Genomic DNA, 16398 nt, shown 5'->3' with positions numbered 1-16398 from the left:
CCATCATCGATCTCATTCGCGATTAGAGAGCCACTAAATAAAATTGCTGACATTGCTAAAGCAAGCCCTGTTTTGTTTAGAGTCATAACGATTACTCCATTTCCTGTTATTCCTGATTAAAAATGACTGCACTTAACTTCTTGCTGCTTCCTTCAAATGTTGTGGGAAGCGATGAAATTATAAGAAAGGATCAGTGAAAGCTGTTCTCATTATTGAGAATGATTCAGGCTGGAAGGGAGTATTTAGGTACGTCTATTTAAAGTATTAAAGAAAAAAATAACATAATCATAATGTTATTTTTTGTATTTACTTTAAGTACTCATCAAGTATGAAATGAAGCCAATATAAAGAAGTAATTTGTTCTATTGCACTGAGCGGAGCAGTCATCCATTTTTTATAAATGGCATTTTATCCAATTATTATCTTTATTATTTAATATTATAAATCATATCCTTATGCTAACACAGGTTGAAAAGTATGGATAAAAACACAACAGGTTCATACTTTTTAAGTCTTTTTCGGTGCTGAAAAGCAATGCGATATCATTCTGAAGTGCTATATTTTCTACTTAAAATGAAGATAAATTCTCTTTGCTGCCTCCAATTAATTTTCTAACGGGGGTTGGTGAAACAGGTAAGTTAATGTGGTGGGACTATGGAAAAGAAGCACTTGATACTGCTAGCTGAGAGTAATTTACAAAGTAACTTAATAAAAAAACAGCTGTCTTCCATTCATGATGTCGATGTAAAGATAATGCAACCAGATGAAGTGGTGTTCAGAAGTCACTCACTCAGTATCGATTTGATGTTTATTGATTACGATTTTATGCGTCAGCTTGAAGTACAAGGAAAGTTACCAGATTTTGATCTATTTGGGTGGTCCTTTATGCTTCACAACGTCCCTTGTGAAAAAGTACAAACGGACTTACTGCATTGGAAGTTGTTAAAAGGAATTTTGCTCCGAAGTGCATCAGTGACACATATATGTGATGGCGCGGAATACGTACTGAAAGGTGGGTTGTGGCTACCAAGAATGTACCTAGAGAAGTTAGTCCTCAATTATCGGCATGCAAATTTGTCCGAAGAACAGCAGCATGATGAGTTAACATGCAGAGAAAAACAGATTCTAGAGCTACTTGTGTACGGCATTTCAAATCAACAAATTGCTTCAAGACTTTTTTTATCTGAAAGTACAGTGAAAAGCCATATATACAAGTTGTACAAAAAACTCGATGTCCATTCTCGTCATGATGCAGTTAAGTTGGTAAGAATGAACAATGGCTTAACCGAGAGAAGTTAAGTCATAATTTGTGATGCTCTTTTTATCGGGGTCTGTTCCGTTTTCACTATCTAATCTAAGCAAGGGCACTCGTATTTGAGTGCCCGTGGTTTATCTAGATTCAATAGTTGGCGTATCAGCAGGCTACATCATGCCCGTGACAAGGCCTGCTGCCACAAAAAACACGATCATCCATAGTACCGAAAGGTTGAGCTTTTTGTGTAGATAGAAACCCGCAATCACTAACGCCATGTCGATGGGAGCAACAACTGCGCTGCTAAATACTGGCTGGTAAAGTGCCGCGAGTAGTAACCCTACTACCGAGGCATTTACACCGTTGATGGCGCCGGAGACCAGCGGTTTGCCTGCCAGTGCTTGCCAGTTCTTAAGAACGCCAAGTAGTAAAAGAAACCCAGGGAGGAATACGCCAAGCGTTGCGATCAGAGCGCCTAAAATTGGCGTATCCGAAAGCTCATAACCGATAAAAGTAGCAAAGGTGAACATTGGCCCCGGTACAGCTTGTGCAGCGGCGTAGCCTGTTAAAAATGCATCTTGGCTGAGCTGGTCGCCAACAATGTTTTGCAGAAGCGGCAGAACCACATGACCGCCACCAAACACTAAGCTACCAGCTTGGAAAAAATCACTAAACAGCCCAAGCAAAGGTAACGTATGAGCCACTAACGGTAAGCCGAGTAAAAGCATCGCAAATAGAGCTAATGGCGCGATAGACGGTTTAAACGACTCGGCTGATGGCGCGGAGTCTTTCTTCAGATATCGCATTCCGACAAAACCTGCTGCGATCAACACGAACATTTGCGTCATGATGCTTGGTGCCACCAGCAACGCAATCGCAGTCGCGACGCACAAACCCGCGGTCAGTTTACTTTGGCAGAAGTTTTTGTACATGCCCCAAGTCGCATCCGCCACGACGACGACTGCGAGCAGTTTTAGGCCGTGAACGATGTTTTGGAACACTGCGGTGTCGGTGATTTGGCTGCTCACCATCGCCAGCGCCAACATGATGACCACTGAAGGAAGCGTGAATCCGACAAATGCTGCGCATGCGCCACCTAAACCGCCACGTTTATAGCCTAAAGCAAAGCCAACTTGGCTTGAGCCCGGTCCCGGCAAAAACTGACTGAGCGCGACAATTTGCGCGTACTCGCTGTCATCAAGCCATTTCAGTTTCTCAACAAAGGTTTGGCGAAAATAACCAATATGAGCCGCCGGGCCGCCGAAGCTGAACCAACCCAGCCAGAAAAAAGTTTTGAATATGGTGAACATGTCGAGCCTGTTTATCTAAAAAGCATTGTTGCTAATTTATCGAATGCTCTAAAATGACTCAAATTGATGATTTTAATTTCATCTATGAATGAAATGGGATGAGGATGTTGGAGTGAAAGAGGACATTCAGTGGCGCAACATTGACTTGAACTTATTGGTGACGTTTTCCTACTTGTATCGCTATCGAAGCGTTAGCGTCGCGGCAGAGAAAAGTTACGTTAGCCAGTCGGCGATGAGTCATAGTTTGTCTCGTTTAAGGTTGTTGTTTGACGACCCGCTTTTTGAGCGAAAAGGGCACAAGATGGAGCCCACCGAGCACGCTCACCACATCGCGCCAACTGTGCATCACTTGTTGGATTCTATCGCCAAAGACTTGCTCACTAAGTCTGCCTTCCAACCTGAAAATTACGCGGGTGTATGTCGCATCGGGTTAACGGATTATGCCGAGTTTATCTTTGCTCCTCGGCTTTATGACGAAATACGCCAGCGCGCCCCAGAGGCGCAGATCAGTTTTATTAACGTCAATCGTAGCAACTACGTGGCATTAACTGAGCACGAAAAGCTCGATGTCATTATTGGCAGCATGCCGGTGTTGGATGACAACTTTGAGAGCTTGTACTTGTACACCGAAAAACACGTGTGCATGTGTGATAAACAGGTGTTGAAAGGGGAAACACAGCTGTCTCTGGAAGCGTTCGCGAACATCGAGCAAGCTCTGGTAAGTCCCGATGGGAGCTTAAAGACACAAGTAGACCAAAAGCTCGCAGAACATGGCTTGAGCCGCAAAGTCACCGTGGCGTCGCGCAACTTTCTCACTATTCGGCATCTATTGAAAAAGCGCGATCTCATTGCCATCGTGCCAGAAAAAATGGCGTTGGCGGAGGGCTTTTCGGACGATCTCATTACTGTTAAGCCGCCGATCGCCGTTGCGGATTTTGATATTGCCATGCTGTGGCATTCCAGCCGAAACAATGAAGACAAAGGCATTTGGCTACGCGAGTTGGTTTCTTCGACCATCACCTCTAAATGATAAACATTTGGGGCACTCATGGTGCTTAGAGTGATTTGTTGTTGAACTTCTTACTACCCGCTGAGTTATCGGCGTTACGCCGAAACAGTACTGATTGTGCAAAATGAATATCTTGGGTTAGGGGGGGATGTTCCAGATTTAATTCATAAAAGAGATTAATGGAAAAGGTATCATTGAGTTGTACCACGTAGTTTAAGCTCTGTTTGAACGTATACATGAAGAGGGAGTAAGCGTCCATCTCGGTATTTTTCCACTAGTAAGTTCACTCCCTGAGTTCCCATCAACTCAGAGTGAATACGAATTGTAGACAACGGCGGAAAGGTAAAGCGAGCAGTAGGAATATCATTCATACTAATCAGCGTAATATCCTCTGGTATCTTTAAGCCAAATTCATGGATTGCACGTACTATGCCAATCGCGATGGAGTCTGAATCAATGAATACTGCTTTCGGGAAGTCACCTTTGGCTAGCATCTCTTTCGCTAAGTTATAACCGGACAAACTAGAGCAGGCACAATAGTGTATATCATGTTCTGCGACCACGCCTTTTAGATAGCCATAGTCCAAAAACACATTTTCACGAGTGTCAGCTGCGTCGTGCTTGTCTTGACCGCCAATATAACCGATGCGGCGGTGGCCTCGTTGTACAAAGAAATCAACTACTTGCCTACTGATTCGAATAAGGTCGACATCAACGCAATCATAAGGGCAGGTTGGATCTGAAAAGTTTATGTAGCAAATGCTATCGGCTAGACGTTTAGGTAATTTATCTACTACCTTTTGGTCGACATTTCCGACTAAAAGGACACCTGTTATCTTTTTCGTTTCAACATCAATTTCACTGTTATAGCAATTGGTTAGCGTAATACCTAATTTGTCGCATTGCGTTTCAATCCCATGACGAATTGATAAGTAGTAAGGGTCATTCACCTCTGTTTCTTGTTTGTAGTTATATAAGGCTAAAAAGTGATGTTTTTGCTTAGCTTCTTTGATGCCTTTCTTCGAGCTACTGGTGCGGTACTCCAGTTTTTCTGCAATTTCCAAAATGCGGTATTTGGTTTCTTCTTTAACGCTCAACGTTGGGTCGTTGTTCAAAACCCGCGATACGGTTGCAAGTGAGACGCCTGCTTCAATGGCGATATCTTTTAGCTTTGCCATGTAAATTTCCCGTTGGCACTGCCCAAGTGTGAGCTCAATAATCTGACTATTTTAAACAGCTACTTAGATATGCACAAACCTTTAGTAAGACAGTCCTAAACACTTTAAATCATCATATCAAGCCAAATTGTTTTCATGAAATAGACTCTATTGAGTAATAAATAAAGCCGTAAACGTAAGGATTATATTGCTGTAAAAATACTGAAAAACGCGACTGGTTTGGAAACTTGCTACTTGTGGTAACTCTAGTACTTAATAGGACTCGAGCTGTTTAGAGTTTAATCAAGCAAACGTTTTATTGTTCATGTTTATGTTTTGTGTCTCATTTTATAAACAAATCAATAGGAAAGTATTCAACTCTATTTATAATCTCCGCGCTTTTAAAAGCTGTCTAACAGTATGAAAAATTAGGAAATTATAATGAAAAAAGTATTGCCATTATTGGCTTTAGGTGCAGTGGTTGCTTCAGCATCAGTTCAAGCAAAAGGTAACTGGTATGTTGGTGCTGATTTGGTAAATTCAGATCTTAAAGTTAAAAGCTTGTCAAAAGATCTTTCTGCGACAGGTCTTAGCCTTGCTGTAGGTAAAGAGCTTCAATATTCAGAAAACTTCAAACTAGCTTTTGAAGGTGAGTACATATACTTTGGCGACTTTGAAGAAACATTTTCTTACATGGGGTGGCCGGTTAAATTTAGTGTTGATGCTTCTGCGTTCAATTTCAATGCGAAGCCTAAATACCAATTTGCAGGTACAGGCTTCTATGTTGGTGCGATTGCTGGCCTTGGTGTAATGAGTGTTTCTTATGAAGTGAAATCATCTAGCACTGTTACCGATGATGGTCGTGATGTAGGCTTTAACTACGGTGTTGAGGCTGGTTATGAGTTCGCTTCAGGTTTGGTTGTATCTGGTGGCTACCGTGCTTCTTCGGTAAGTATTGATGCCGAAAACGGTGGCAGCGAAGATTTTGATTTTGACAGCCTGTACGTTGGTGTTGATTACAAGTTTTAAGCTCGCGTAAGCAAAACATAGATACTAAAAAGGAGCCGTTAGGCTCCTTTTTTTATTAGATTATCAATCAACTCATAATGGTGATCTTGTACGCCTGCAAGGTTGCCATATTTGGGTTGGTGGCGGTCATTTTCTTTCGCGTGTTGCCAGCCAATGGTGTGACGCACAAAATGCTCTGCAAACGCGTGGGAAACTTCCAAGCAACCTGCCAGTACGGTATCAACATAACTTTGCATGATTGGGCTCTTTTCGCATGGTGGTAGTGGCTCGTCTTTTACGTAAACCCAAATGTCATGTTCTTGGTTAAAACTCGCATCTGTTTCGATTTGATCTGGCTGAAGTTGAATACGATGATAACCTCGCTCACGGCGGTCGAATTCTGCGAGCGCTTCTTCATTTACTTCGAGTAAAACGCCATTAACCTGTCCATCGCCTTGGTTCACCACTAATGGAGAGAGGCTGTAGCTGTCGTCAATCTTCCCCCAGTAGCGAACCAACCCATGTGCTATGACGGGAATGGCTTCTCCCGTTTGTCCGGTTAACTTACGCGACGCAGAATTAATCAAACTGCCATAGCCAAATATGTACATTGTCGTTGCATCCCTTAACTGATAGTTGTGCCTCTCATGTTTATACCTAACCCGCATCTGAAGCACAACTTTACCTCTTAAGTATAATCTTAATTATAAACATGTATTTTTTATACATGTTTATGGTAGCATCAATATGTAGTTGAGTTAACCAGCATCGAGAGACGCTTGAGGGCAAGATAATGCTGAATATCACCGATAAAAAAGTAGAAGAAAAAATCCCCGCATGGCTGCGATTAGGCTTTCGGCCGTTTTTTCTGTTTGGGTCGATTTACGCCATTGTTGCGATTGCGTTGTGGGTGTGGATGTTCCAAGGCGGACAGCCAAACGCATTAGCCGTGCCTGCATTGTGGTGGCACGTACATGAAATGTTGTTCGGTTTTTCGATGGCCATTGTAGTTGGCTTTGTACTGACCGCGGTACAAAACTGGACTGGCATTAATGGTACCAAGCATTACATGCTTCTGGCTTTATTTGGCTTGTGGTTAGTGCCCCGCATATTGCTTTGGACACCAGCACCGTTATGGTTAACCAGCAGTATCGAAGCGGTATTTTTACTGTTTGTCGCCTATGAGGTGGGCATTCGTGTGTATCGAGCCAAAGGTTGGCGTAATTTGTTTTTCGTTCCACTGTTTCTTTTAGCCATCTTTGCGAACTTTGCAAGCTACGCAACGATAAAAGGTATGCCGCCCTTTAGCTCTTCAGCGGTGTGGCAAGCAATGCTGTGGTGGTTTACCTTGCTGTTGTCAGTGATGGGCGGACGTGTGATTCCATTTTTTACTGCGCGTCGATTTAATTTCGAAAAAGCGCAACCATTGGCTTGGTTAGAGTGGTTCGCGAACTTGCCATTGGTAATGCTATTTGTGCTGAGCTTTTTCCCTGTGACGTTTGCAGAACTAGGTAGTCCTTTGATGCTATTTGCAGGTGTTGCTCAGTTGGTGCGTTTTGTTCGCTGGAAACCTTGGTTAACCCTGAGCGAGCCTTTAGTGTGGTCGCTGCATGCTGCGTATTTGTGTTTACCACTAAGCTTAATTTTGCGAGGCGTCTGGGGAGATGCATTTGCCAGCCATAACCTCATTCACCTGTTTGCGATAGGTGCGTTAGGCGGTTTGATTTTAGCGATGATTACACGGGTGACGATGGGACATACTGGTCGCATGATCTACAAAGGGCCAAACATGAGCCTTGCGTTTGCAGCAATTACCGCGGCAGCTTTGGTTCGCAGTTTCGCCGTGATCTTTGATCCAGCGAACATGATACTGTGGATTGATATCAGCGGCGGATTATGGATTGTTGCGTTTGGGCTATTTGTGTGGCGCTTTGGTGTGATGCTTGTGACCCCTCGTGTGGATGGTCACCCCGGATAAGATTCTAATGTGAGTAGAGAAAAGAGGAGCCGCGTGCTCCTCTTTTGGTTTTTGTTCTTTATAGGTTTAGTGTTTATTCGTCTTCGTCGTCCGCTTTATTCGTGAGCCCCAAGCGTTTAAATAGCCACCACTCTAGACCAAAAATGACAATTAAGGCGATGCAGAACCAGGTGAATGCCATGGTGGATTCCACGCCTGGCATTCCACCAACATTGATACCGAGTAAACCTGTTAAGAAGCTAGTTGGTAGAAAAATCGTTGCTACCAAAGTAAACAGGTAACTGTTTTTATTGGTTTTCTCATCACGATGATGTTTGATCTCTTCTTGGAAAAGCGCCACTTCTCCAAGATAAAACTCAAGTGTTTCATTTATGCGCGTAATATTATTGTGTGCGAAGCGATATTGATGAGGTCTCAAAGCAATCAATTCTGATTCTGACTCCACAAGATCACGGATAGCGTACTGCTGAGGGCGAATAAAACGCTTGATAGAAATCAGTGCTTTTTGAGTCGCCATATGTTTGTACGTCGACTCATCATTCACGTCGAACTGGTTTAGTGTTTCTTCAATCGTATCAAGGTAAATGTCTATTTTACTGTTTAATCCTTCAATGATCTGATGAAGTAAACTGGCAAGACTTTTTGGGCCTTTGTGTTCCGCTAATGCTTGGCGAATCTCCATGATCGCGCGTGATGGAATTTTACGAGTTGAAATGAGTGCGCCTTGAAAGTAGAGAATTCGAATACTAAGCATATCTTCTGGTGATGCATTGCCGTTCATATTGACGCCTCGTAAAATCAACATGAAGTTCTCGTCATCCAAAGGATGGAAAGATGGTCGACTTTCGTCGGCTAATAGATGATCAACCGTAGCTCGAGGTACTTGGTTTTGCTCCAGCCAACCACGAATATCAGGATGCAGCCGTTCGCAATGGTACCAATGCTTAGCTTGAATTTGCTCTGCCGTGGTGGATTGTTGAGTTGCTTCTGGGGTTGAGAAGTCCCAATGTTCAATCATAAAACCCATTTTCTTTTCCTTGTTTGAGCCGATACCAAAATAACCTCAAGATACTTCTTTCGCGAGAATTGCATTGCCATACAGAGGCAATGCTCTGAGTACGGTACTCTGAAGTCATTGATGCATTATTTTTCAAATGAGTATGATTGTATTTAATGCCAAATGTCTATGAATAGTTGTTCTTATTTGCAATCGAGTGGAGCGCACCAAGGTGTTGTGCTTAAACAACAAAACAAAAAGCCTGCAACTAAGCAGGCTTTATTGTGGGGGGAGGGAGGGGAGCTGTTAGCCAACTTGAGAAAGATTAACCACTTTCTGTTGTAGCTTTTTCTTTAAATAGTCCGTTAAGGCCTGTTTTTCTTCCTCGTTCATGTAAAGACCAAGCTTAGTACGGCGCCATAAAATGTCTTCATCGGTCATTGCCATTTCATGGTTCATTAAGTAATCGATCTCACGTTGGTAAACACCACCGGCTTGTGTCGAGAACGTTTGTCCTAAGTCAGCTTCACTTGTTGTACCTTCCATTAAGTTCCACGTTTGGGTACCAAACTGAGTGACATAACGAAGAATCAATGCTTCTGGCGCCCAAGTGTATTTAGCATGAATTTGTTTCGCTAATTGTTCACGACTACAGCTGAAGTTACCACCAGGAAGGGTTTGGTTGGCCGTCCAGTCTTTACCCATTTCAGGTAGGAACGGAGCAAGTTTCTTCATTGCTGCTTCACCTAACTTACGGTAGGTCGTTAACTTACCACCAAAAACAGAAAGCAGAGGTGCATGGTCGTATTCCGCATCGAGCTCTAGCGTGTAGTCTCGTGTGATTGCTTGCGGAGAGTCAGATTCATCGTCACATAAAGGACGAACACCGCTGTATGTCCAAACTACATCTTCGCGAGTCAACTGGTGGACAAAGTGTTGGTTTACGATATCAATGAGGTAATCGACTTCGTCATCTGAGATCGACACTTCACGTGGGTCACCTTTGTATTCCACATCTGTTGTACCAATGATTGAGAACTTATCTAAGTAAGGAATCATAAATACGATGCGATTGTCTTTGTTTTGAAGAATGTAGGCTTGCGGTTCGTTGTGGATACGAGGAACAACGATGTGCGAGCCTTTGATTAAGCGAATGTTACGAGGAGAGGCTTGCTCTAATCCATCATCAAAGAACTGTTTTACCCAAGGCCCCGCAGCATTGACTAACGCTTTCGCTTTACGTTCGAAACGTTGGTCTGTCATCACATCGTGAATAGTAACATGCCAGATACCACCTTCACGGTGTGCTTTTTCCACGCGGCAGTAGTTACGCACTTCAGCATGGTTTTCGCGAGCCGCAAGAACGTTCAGTAATACTAAACGTGCATCATCAACCCAACAGTCAGAGTATTCGAAACCCGTTTTCATCTCTGGTTTTAGCAAGCCAGATTTCGCAAGGTTGACGGTTTTACTGCCTTGCAGCGTCGTACGTTTACCCAAGTTATCGTAAAGGAAAAGGCCACAACGAATCATCCAAGCTGGGCGTAGGAATGGGCGATGCGGTAAACGGAAACGCATTGGTAATGCGACGTGTGGTGCTTTACGAAGAATAACCTCACGCTCTGCGAGCGCTTCCGAAACTAAACGAAACTCGTAGTGTTCAAGGTAGCGTAAACCGCCGTGTATCAGTTTAGAACTTGCTGAAGAAGTCGCAGATGCGAAGTCATGTGCTTCATATAAGCCAACACTCAAACCTCGGCCAGCTGCGTCTGCTGCAATACCAGCTCCGTTAATGCCGCCACCGATTACGATCAAGTCTAAGGTAGTGGATGAGCTAGTAGTGGAAGCATTATTTTGTATACTCATAAATTTGACCTCTTGGTGAGCGAACGAGCATTTTAGAACATAATGTAATCCTAGCTCAGGTTTCGTTTGTGATCATCTATTATTTTCGTTTGTGAGCGTTTTGTGTGATTTAGACACAAAAAAAACCTCTGTCTAATTAAGACAGAGGTCATTTGAGGGGGAGTTATACGATTGACGTTACTCGTTTTCGGAGTTTGATTCGTTAGCTTCAACCACTTCAAGTGGGATAGAAGCTTCCTTCAAAATTGACAAGATTTCTTCTGGTGGCTGCTTATTGGTAAAGATCATGTTGAGCTGTGCAATATTGCCTAGTTTCACCATAGCATTGCGCCCGAACTTGGTGTGGTCTACGGCAAGAAATACACTACGGCTATTGTCAATGATCGCTTGTTTGACCCGGACTTCGTGGTAATCAAAGTCTAATAGCGAGCCATCGAAGTCGATACCGCTAATGCCGAGAATACCAAAGTCGAGACGGAACTGTTTAACGAAATCGAGGGTAGCCTCGCCAACAATACCGCCGTCTCTGCTGCGGACTTCTCCACCCGCTAAGATGACTTTGATTTCAGGGTTAGGGAAAAGAATGGTCGCAACATTGATGTTGTTGGTGACAACACGCAACTGTTTATGGTTTTTATTGAGCGCTCGCGCAACTGCTTCTGGTGTGGTGCCGATATCGATGAATAGTGTGGCACCATCTGGAATGTGTTTGACTACCTCGTCTGCAATGACATCTTTTTCATTGAAGTTGAGCGCTTTACGCGTGTTGTAAGATGTGTTTTCAGAACTGAGAGGAATAGTGGCTCCACCGTGATAACGACGAATTTTGTTGTCATCGGCGAGTTCATTGAGATCGCGTCGGATGGTTTGTGGGCTGACATTGAATCTTTCTACTAACTCATCCGTGCTGACATAGCCTTGTTTTTTCACCAGCTCAACAATCTGCTGGTGTCGAGGTATTTGCTTCACTTACCACTCCCTTGTGCATTGGTAACGGCCAATGCTTCAAATTCGAAGCTCTATTGTGCTCGAATTTGCTCGTTGTGAGAAGTAAGCGAGTTCAGGAATCGGGGATAAAGCGCAAAAAGAGCGCACAAATGGCGCTCTTTTTTTCTTATGGAGATGAGATTAATCTTCTTCGTCGTGAAGTTCAGACCAGGTTTGTGCACATTTCACTGCACGTTTCCAGCCCTTGTAACGACGATTGCGTTTTTCTTCATCATCGTGTGGCTCAAAGGTGCGATCAAGTACCGCTTTATTCTGCAACTCATCAATACTATCCCAGTAACCAACTGCAAGGCCGGCAAGGTAGGCTGCACCAAGAGCGGTAACCTCAGTTACTTGAGGGCGGTGTACTTCTGTGTTCAATACATCGGATTGGAATTGCATGAGGAAGTTGTTCGCTACTGCACCACCATCGACGCGAAGGTTCGCAAGCTTAATGCCTGAGTCAGCTTGCATCGCATCCAGTACGTCACGAGTTTGATAAGCGATGCCTTCCAATGTTGCACGGATGATATGGTTTGAATTCACACCGCGAGTAAGGCCGACAATCGTGCCACGTGCGTAGGCATCCCAGTATGGTGCGCCTAAACCAGTAAATGCAGGCACGACATAAACGCCGTTTGATGTATCCACTTTTGTCGCGAAGTATTCAGAGTCTTCTGCACCGTTTAGGATTTTCAATTCATCGCGTAGCCATTGGATAGAAGCCCCACCCATGAATACGGCACCTTCAAGTGCATAAGCTGGTTCGCCTGCAGGACCACAAGCCAAAGTAGTTAGAAGGCCATGTGTCGAAGTGACTTTTTCTTGGCCAGTATTCATTAGCAAGAAACAACCCGTACCGTAAGTGTTTTTCGCTTGACCCGCTTCAACACACATTTGGCCGTAAAGCGCCGCTTGTTGGTCACCTGCGATTCCAGAAATAGGAATACGAGTACCGCCTTTACCACCGATGTTGGTTTTACCGTAAATTTCCGATGAGCGCTTCACTTCTGGCATCATAGATGCTGGGATGCCAAGCTCATCTAACATTTTTTGATCCCAACATAGATCGTTGATGTTAAACAGCATGGTACGCGATGCGTTAGTGTAGTCGGTTACGTGAACGCGACCTTGAGTCATCTTCCAAACTAACCAAGTATCGACAGTACCAAACAACAGCTTACCTGCTTCTGCGTCTTCTCGTGCGCCTTCAACATTGTCCAGAATCCATTTAACTTTGGTACCGGAGAAGTAAGGGTCAAGCACCAAACCAGTGTTGTCACGTACATAGTTTTCGAGACCGCGTGCTTTTAAATCTTCACAGATATCAGCAGTACGGCGACATTGCCATACAATCGCATTGTAAACGGGTTTACCTGTTTCTTTGTTCCAGACGATGGTCGTTTCACGCTGGTTAGTAATACCGATAGCCGCTAATTGGTCGCTACGGATGCCAGACTTAGCTAGAGCTTCTACTAAGGTAGAGCTTTGTGTTGCCCAGATCTCCATTGGATCATGTTCAACCCAACCAGCTTCTGGATAAATCTGAGTAAATTCGCGTTGCGCGACGCTTACGATGTTCGCATCATGATCAAGAATCACTGCGCGAGAGCTTGTTGTACCTTGGTCTAGGGCAACAATGTATTTTTGCTCAGTCATGGTAAGAATCCTTTTGTTTCGTTATTTATATTTTAGTAAATGTTCGAGTTACGTCAGTTTTAAGCTCTAGCTTCTTCTGTTTCTTCTTCCGTCTCACATTGGTTTGGAATCGTGCAACCGTGGCCTTGTTGTGGAAGGTAAGCGGCAATCGCTTTTGGATACAACCAACCACCAAAACACGCACCTGCAATCGGAGCAAGTAAAGGCACGATAAAGTAAGGAATGTCTTTAGCACCTGTCAGAGCGTAATCCCAGCCTGCGAAGTAAGCGAACAGCTTCGGTCCAAAGTCACGAGCAGGGTTCATCGCAAAGCCTGTTAGTGGGCCAAGTGAACCACCGATGACGGCAATCAAAATACCGATCAATAGAGGGTTCATTGCGCCACGTGCCGCGCCGTTATTTTCATCGCCCAGAGCTAGAATCGCAAACATCAGTACAGCAGTGATAACGAATTCCACAGCAAAAGCACCAAAGAAAGAGATAGAGGCATGCGGATAAGTCGAGAAGATACCAGCAGTTGCAAGTGCATCTTGGCTGCTGCGAACGAAGTTATGAGCGATTTCGTAGTCGGTGAAAAGGTTGCTGTATAAGCTGTAAACCAACGCAGCAGAACAGAATGCCCCAAGCATTTGAGCGATAATGTATGGCACCACTTTCGCCTTATCAAAACCATGGAACATAGCAAGTGCGATGGTAACGGCAGGGTTGATGTGTGCACCAGAGACGCCAGCCGTACAGTAAATCGCGATGGCGACACCGAAGCCCCATACAATACTGATTTCCCATTGTCCAAATGATGCGCCTGTTAGAACTAAGGCTGCAACACAGCCTACGCCGAAGAAAATAAGTAGTCCTGTACCGATAAACTCGGCCAAACATTCTCCGAGCAGAGAGGGGTGTTTGTTCGTTGTCATGTTAAAAGTCCTTTGATCATTTTTGCCTGTCTAGCACGATACTATTGTGCATATATAAACGTTTGCGAAAACAAACGAGCGTTAAAAATGAGCGTTTGAGCATAGATTTGTTAATCAAAGTCTTCGTTTTTGTTAAATGGCGCATCTTTTAACCGGAAAAGAACACAACGAAAATAATTTATTTGTCACGAGGCCAGTGTTGAGAGCGCTCAAATTACCGATGTGAAAAAGAATGCACAACTGGTAAGAGGAGTTTTGTGAAGCTGCTACGTGCTTGGAGATTTATTGCACAGAACTTGTGTAGCAATTAACCCTAAAGGAGTAGCGGAATGTCAAATGTATCAAGGGATAGCAGTGATATAAAAAATACGCTGTCATGTTTGGACTTTTAGAAAAAATCGTCATCCCATTGGTACCAATAGGATGAGTTGATAAGAGAATAAACGCTGTTAATGTCTTGTGTTTGTGAATCATTGCTTCGGCTTGTATTCAAATAAAAATTGTTTTTTTTATTTCGTTTGATGCTAAACGTGATCGTTTTTCAGCTTTTTAGTTATTAGTTGGTTCGGAGCGAGTAGGGCAGGCGTAAATCGCCCTTTTTACGGTTAGTTTATGTTCTAATTCGAGCCTTTGTTTCAAAGGTTTCGAATTGGAATGCTCAAGTGAGAGGTTTGAACATCAGTTTAATATTAACGAATCTTGAGTAAAGTTGAACGATGATCTAATTAATGCTCATATAATTTACTGTATTTACTTATATTTAATCCATGTGCAACATTTGTCACAGAAATAAAATCCTAACTCCATACAATTCATGAACTTTCGAACGAAGATTTATTTTGTTTCGTTCGCTCCTTTTGTGTTTTTACCATCGCATACAAAATAATGAGGTTCCTATGTTTGGAATATTCAAACCTAAGGCGCACATTGATCGTCTGTCCCCTGGCAGCATCGATAGCACCTACTCTCGCCTCCGTTGGCAACTCTTTATCGGTATCTTTGTTGGCTACGCCGGTTACTATCTAGTTCGTAAAAACTTCAGTTTGGCGATGCCTTATCTTATCGAGCAAGGCTTTAGCCGCGGAGACTTAGGTGTCGCCTTGGCAGCTGTTTCCATTGCATATGGTCTCTCTAAGTTTCTAATGGGCAGCGTTTCAGACCGCTCCAACCCTCGCTATTTCCTTAGTGGCGGCCTATTGATGTCTGCATTAGTGATGTTTTGCTTTGGCTTTATGCCATGGGCGACTGGTAGCGTCACTGCGATGTTCATTTTGCTTTTCTTAAACGGTTGGTTCCAAGGGATGGGGTGGCCTGCTTGTGGCCGAACCATGGTGCACTGGTGGTCACGTAAAGAGCGTGGTGAGATCGTTTCGGTTTGGAACGTGGCGCACAACGTGGGTGGCGGTTTGATTGGTCCACTATTTATTCTTGGCCTGTGGGCATTTAATGATGATTGGCGCACTGCATTTTATGTTCCTGCATTTTTCGCCACGTTAGTTGCTGTGTTTGTTTGGATGACGGTTCGCGATACCCCTCAGTCTTGTGGTCTGCCTCCTATTGAAGAATACAAAGACGATTACCCAGATGACTATGACAAGTCCCATGAACAAGAAATGACAGCGAAGGAAATCTTCTTCAAATACGTCTTCAACAACAAACTTCTTTGGTCGATTGCAATTGCAAACGCATTTGTTTACCTAATTCGTTACGGCGTACTGGACTGGGCACCTGTTTACCTAAAAGAAGCGAAGGATTTCTCGGTAGATAAATCGTCATGGGCTTATTTCTTATACGAATGGGCTGGCATTCCAGGAACACTATTGTGTGGTTGGATCTCTGACAAATTGTTCAAAGGTCGTCGTGCACCTGCTGGTATCTTATTTATGGTGTTAGTGACAGTTGCAGTGATGGTTTATTGGTTTAACCCTGCAGGCAACCCAACAGTAGATATGATGGCGCTTATTGCAATTGGCTTCCTAATCTATGGTCCGGTTATGCTGATCGGTTTGTACGCACTTGAACTCGCTCCGAAGAAAGCGGCAGGTACTGCCGCTGGTCTTACTGGTTTGTTTGGATACCTGGGTGGGGCAGTTGCCGCAAACGCGATTTTGGGCTACACCGTAGACCACTTTGGCTGGGATGGTGGCTTTATCATCTTAGTGGGTTCTTGTATTACTTCTATCGTGTGTTTGATGTACGCCTTTTTAGGTGAACGTGCGCACCACGAGCAAAAAGAGCGCGAGAAGGAAGCGCTAGCGTAA

General features: G+C 43.8%; 13 protein-coding genes. 5 read left to right on the top strand and 8 right to left on the bottom strand.

Features of this window, described 5'->3' with window-relative positions; genetic code table 11:
- The first annotated feature begins 654 nt into the window (after nucleotides 1–654).
- A complete protein-coding gene (locus R7Z10_RS14365) occupies nucleotides 655–1299 on the top strand; it encodes a helix-turn-helix transcriptional regulator (protein ID WP_005380169.1) in 645 nt (214 codons plus the stop codon).
- Nucleotides 1300–1422: 123 nt separating this feature from the next.
- Here the strand turns inward: R7Z10_RS14365 and chrA are convergent, their stop codons facing one another.
- Nucleotides 1423–2562 carry a chromate efflux transporter gene (gene chrA / locus R7Z10_RS14360; protein WP_005380170.1) on the bottom strand — a complete coding sequence of 380 codons (1140 nt, stop codon included), beginning with the start codon at nucleotides 2560–2562 and terminating at the stop codon, nucleotides 1423–1425.
- A gap of 88 nt (nucleotides 2563–2650) precedes the next feature.
- On the opposite strand from chrA, the gene R7Z10_RS14355 reads away from it, so the two are divergent.
- Nucleotides 2651–3592 (top strand): LysR family transcriptional regulator, encoded by a 942-nt coding sequence (locus R7Z10_RS14355; protein ID WP_054577567.1) that lies wholly within the window; start codon nucleotides 2651–2653, stop codon nucleotides 3590–3592.
- Between the two features lie 170 nt (nucleotides 3593–3762).
- Here the strand turns inward: R7Z10_RS14355 and ebgR are convergent, their stop codons facing one another.
- Entirely contained in the window at nucleotides 3763–4749 is a 987-nt protein-coding gene (gene ebgR, locus R7Z10_RS14350) for a transcriptional regulator EbgR (protein WP_025768213.1), read from the bottom strand.
- A 420-nt stretch (nucleotides 4750–5169) separates the two neighbouring features.
- On the opposite strand from ebgR, the gene R7Z10_RS14345 reads away from it, so the two are divergent.
- Nucleotides 5170–5757, top strand: coding sequence for an outer membrane beta-barrel protein (locus R7Z10_RS14345; RefSeq protein WP_017820436.1), 588 nt, complete (start codon nucleotides 5170–5172; stop codon nucleotides 5755–5757).
- Nucleotides 5758–5795: 38 nt separating this feature from the next.
- Here the strand turns inward: R7Z10_RS14345 and R7Z10_RS14340 are convergent, their stop codons facing one another.
- Nucleotides 5796–6347, bottom strand: coding sequence for a gamma-glutamylcyclotransferase family protein (locus R7Z10_RS14340; protein ID WP_025768214.1), 552 nt, complete (start codon nucleotides 6345–6347; stop codon nucleotides 5796–5798).
- Nucleotides 6348–6529: 182 nt separating this feature from the next.
- Here R7Z10_RS14340 and R7Z10_RS14335 point away from each other — a divergent pair, with 182 nt between their 5' ends.
- A complete protein-coding gene (locus R7Z10_RS14335; protein WP_005391701.1) occupies nucleotides 6530–7714 on the top strand; it encodes an NnrS family protein in 1185 nt (394 codons plus the stop codon).
- A 73-nt stretch (nucleotides 7715–7787) separates the two neighbouring features.
- Here the strand turns inward: R7Z10_RS14335 and R7Z10_RS14330 are convergent, their stop codons facing one another.
- The 5 genes from R7Z10_RS14330 to R7Z10_RS14310 all read right to left on the bottom strand — a co-directional run bounded on the left by R7Z10_RS14330 (nucleotide 7788) and on the right by R7Z10_RS14310 (nucleotide 14137).
- Complete coding sequence (locus R7Z10_RS14330; protein WP_005391702.1) at nucleotides 7788–8741, bottom strand: CorA family divalent cation transporter; 954 nt, start codon at nucleotides 8739–8741, stop codon at nucleotides 7788–7790.
- Nucleotides 8742–9017: 276 nt separating this feature from the next.
- The gene (glpD, locus tag R7Z10_RS14325; RefSeq protein ID WP_005391703.1) at nucleotides 9018–10577 is read right to left on the bottom strand and encodes a glycerol-3-phosphate dehydrogenase; all 1560 of its coding nucleotides are present in this window, start codon (nucleotides 10575–10577) and stop codon (nucleotides 9018–9020) included.
- 177 nt (nucleotides 10578–10754) lie between these two features.
- A complete protein-coding gene (locus R7Z10_RS14320; protein ID WP_005380192.1) occupies nucleotides 10755–11546 on the bottom strand; it encodes a DeoR/GlpR family transcriptional regulator in 792 nt (263 codons plus the stop codon).
- Between the two features lie 159 nt (nucleotides 11547–11705).
- Entirely contained in the window at nucleotides 11706–13223 is a 1518-nt protein-coding gene (gene glpK, locus R7Z10_RS14315; protein WP_005380193.1) for a glycerol kinase GlpK, read from the bottom strand.
- Nucleotides 13224–13282: 59 nt separating this feature from the next.
- Nucleotides 13283–14137 (bottom strand): MIP/aquaporin family protein, encoded by an 855-nt coding sequence (locus R7Z10_RS14310; RefSeq protein WP_318105112.1) that lies wholly within the window; start codon nucleotides 14135–14137, stop codon nucleotides 13283–13285.
- An 896-nt stretch (nucleotides 14138–15033) separates the two neighbouring features.
- Between R7Z10_RS14310 and glpT the strand changes: the two genes are divergently transcribed.
- Entirely contained in the window at nucleotides 15034–16398 is a 1365-nt protein-coding gene (gene glpT / locus R7Z10_RS14305; protein ID WP_005380199.1) for a glycerol-3-phosphate transporter, read from the top strand.

The sequence above is a fragment of the Vibrio sp. Vb1018 genome (assembly GCF_033338775.1).
Taxonomy (GTDB): Bacteria; Pseudomonadota; Gammaproteobacteria; order Enterobacterales; family Vibrionaceae; genus Vibrio; species Vibrio alginolyticus.
This window is presented reverse-complemented; position numbering and strand designations above follow the sequence as displayed.

Coding starts and splice junctions, on each gene's coding strand:
- R7Z10_RS14365 (WP_005380169.1), top strand. CDS start 655: ATGGAAAAGAAGCACTTGATACTGCTAGCTGAGAGTAATTTACAAAGT.
- chrA (WP_005380170.1), bottom strand. CDS start 2,562: ATGTTCACCATATTCAAAACTTTTTTCTGGCTGGGTTGGTTCAGCTTC.
- R7Z10_RS14355 (WP_054577567.1), top strand. CDS start 2,651: ATGAAATGGGATGAGGATGTTGGAGTGAAAGAGGACATTCAGTGGCGC.
- ebgR (WP_025768213.1), bottom strand. CDS start 4,749: ATGGCAAAGCTAAAAGATATCGCCATTGAAGCAGGCGTCTCACTTGCA.
- R7Z10_RS14345 (WP_017820436.1), top strand. CDS start 5,170: ATGAAAAAAGTATTGCCATTATTGGCTTTAGGTGCAGTGGTTGCTTCA.
- R7Z10_RS14340 (WP_025768214.1), bottom strand. CDS start 6,347: ATGTACATATTTGGCTATGGCAGTTTGATTAATTCTGCGTCGCGTAAG.
- R7Z10_RS14335 (WP_005391701.1), top strand. CDS start 6,530: ATGCTGAATATCACCGATAAAAAAGTAGAAGAAAAAATCCCCGCATGG.
- R7Z10_RS14330 (WP_005391702.1), bottom strand. CDS start 8,741: ATGGGTTTTATGATTGAACATTGGGACTTCTCAACCCCAGAAGCAACT.
- glpD (WP_005391703.1), bottom strand. CDS start 10,577: ATGAGTATACAAAATAATGCTTCCACTACTAGCTCATCCACTACCTTA.
- glpK (WP_005380193.1), bottom strand. CDS start 13,223: ATGACTGAGCAAAAATACATTGTTGCCCTAGACCAAGGTACAACAAGC.
- R7Z10_RS14310 (WP_318105112.1), bottom strand. CDS start 14,137: ATGACAACGAACAAACACCCCTCTCTGCTCGGAGAATGTTTGGCCGAG.
- glpT (WP_005380199.1), top strand. CDS start 15,034: ATGTTTGGAATATTCAAACCTAAGGCGCACATTGATCGTCTGTCCCCT.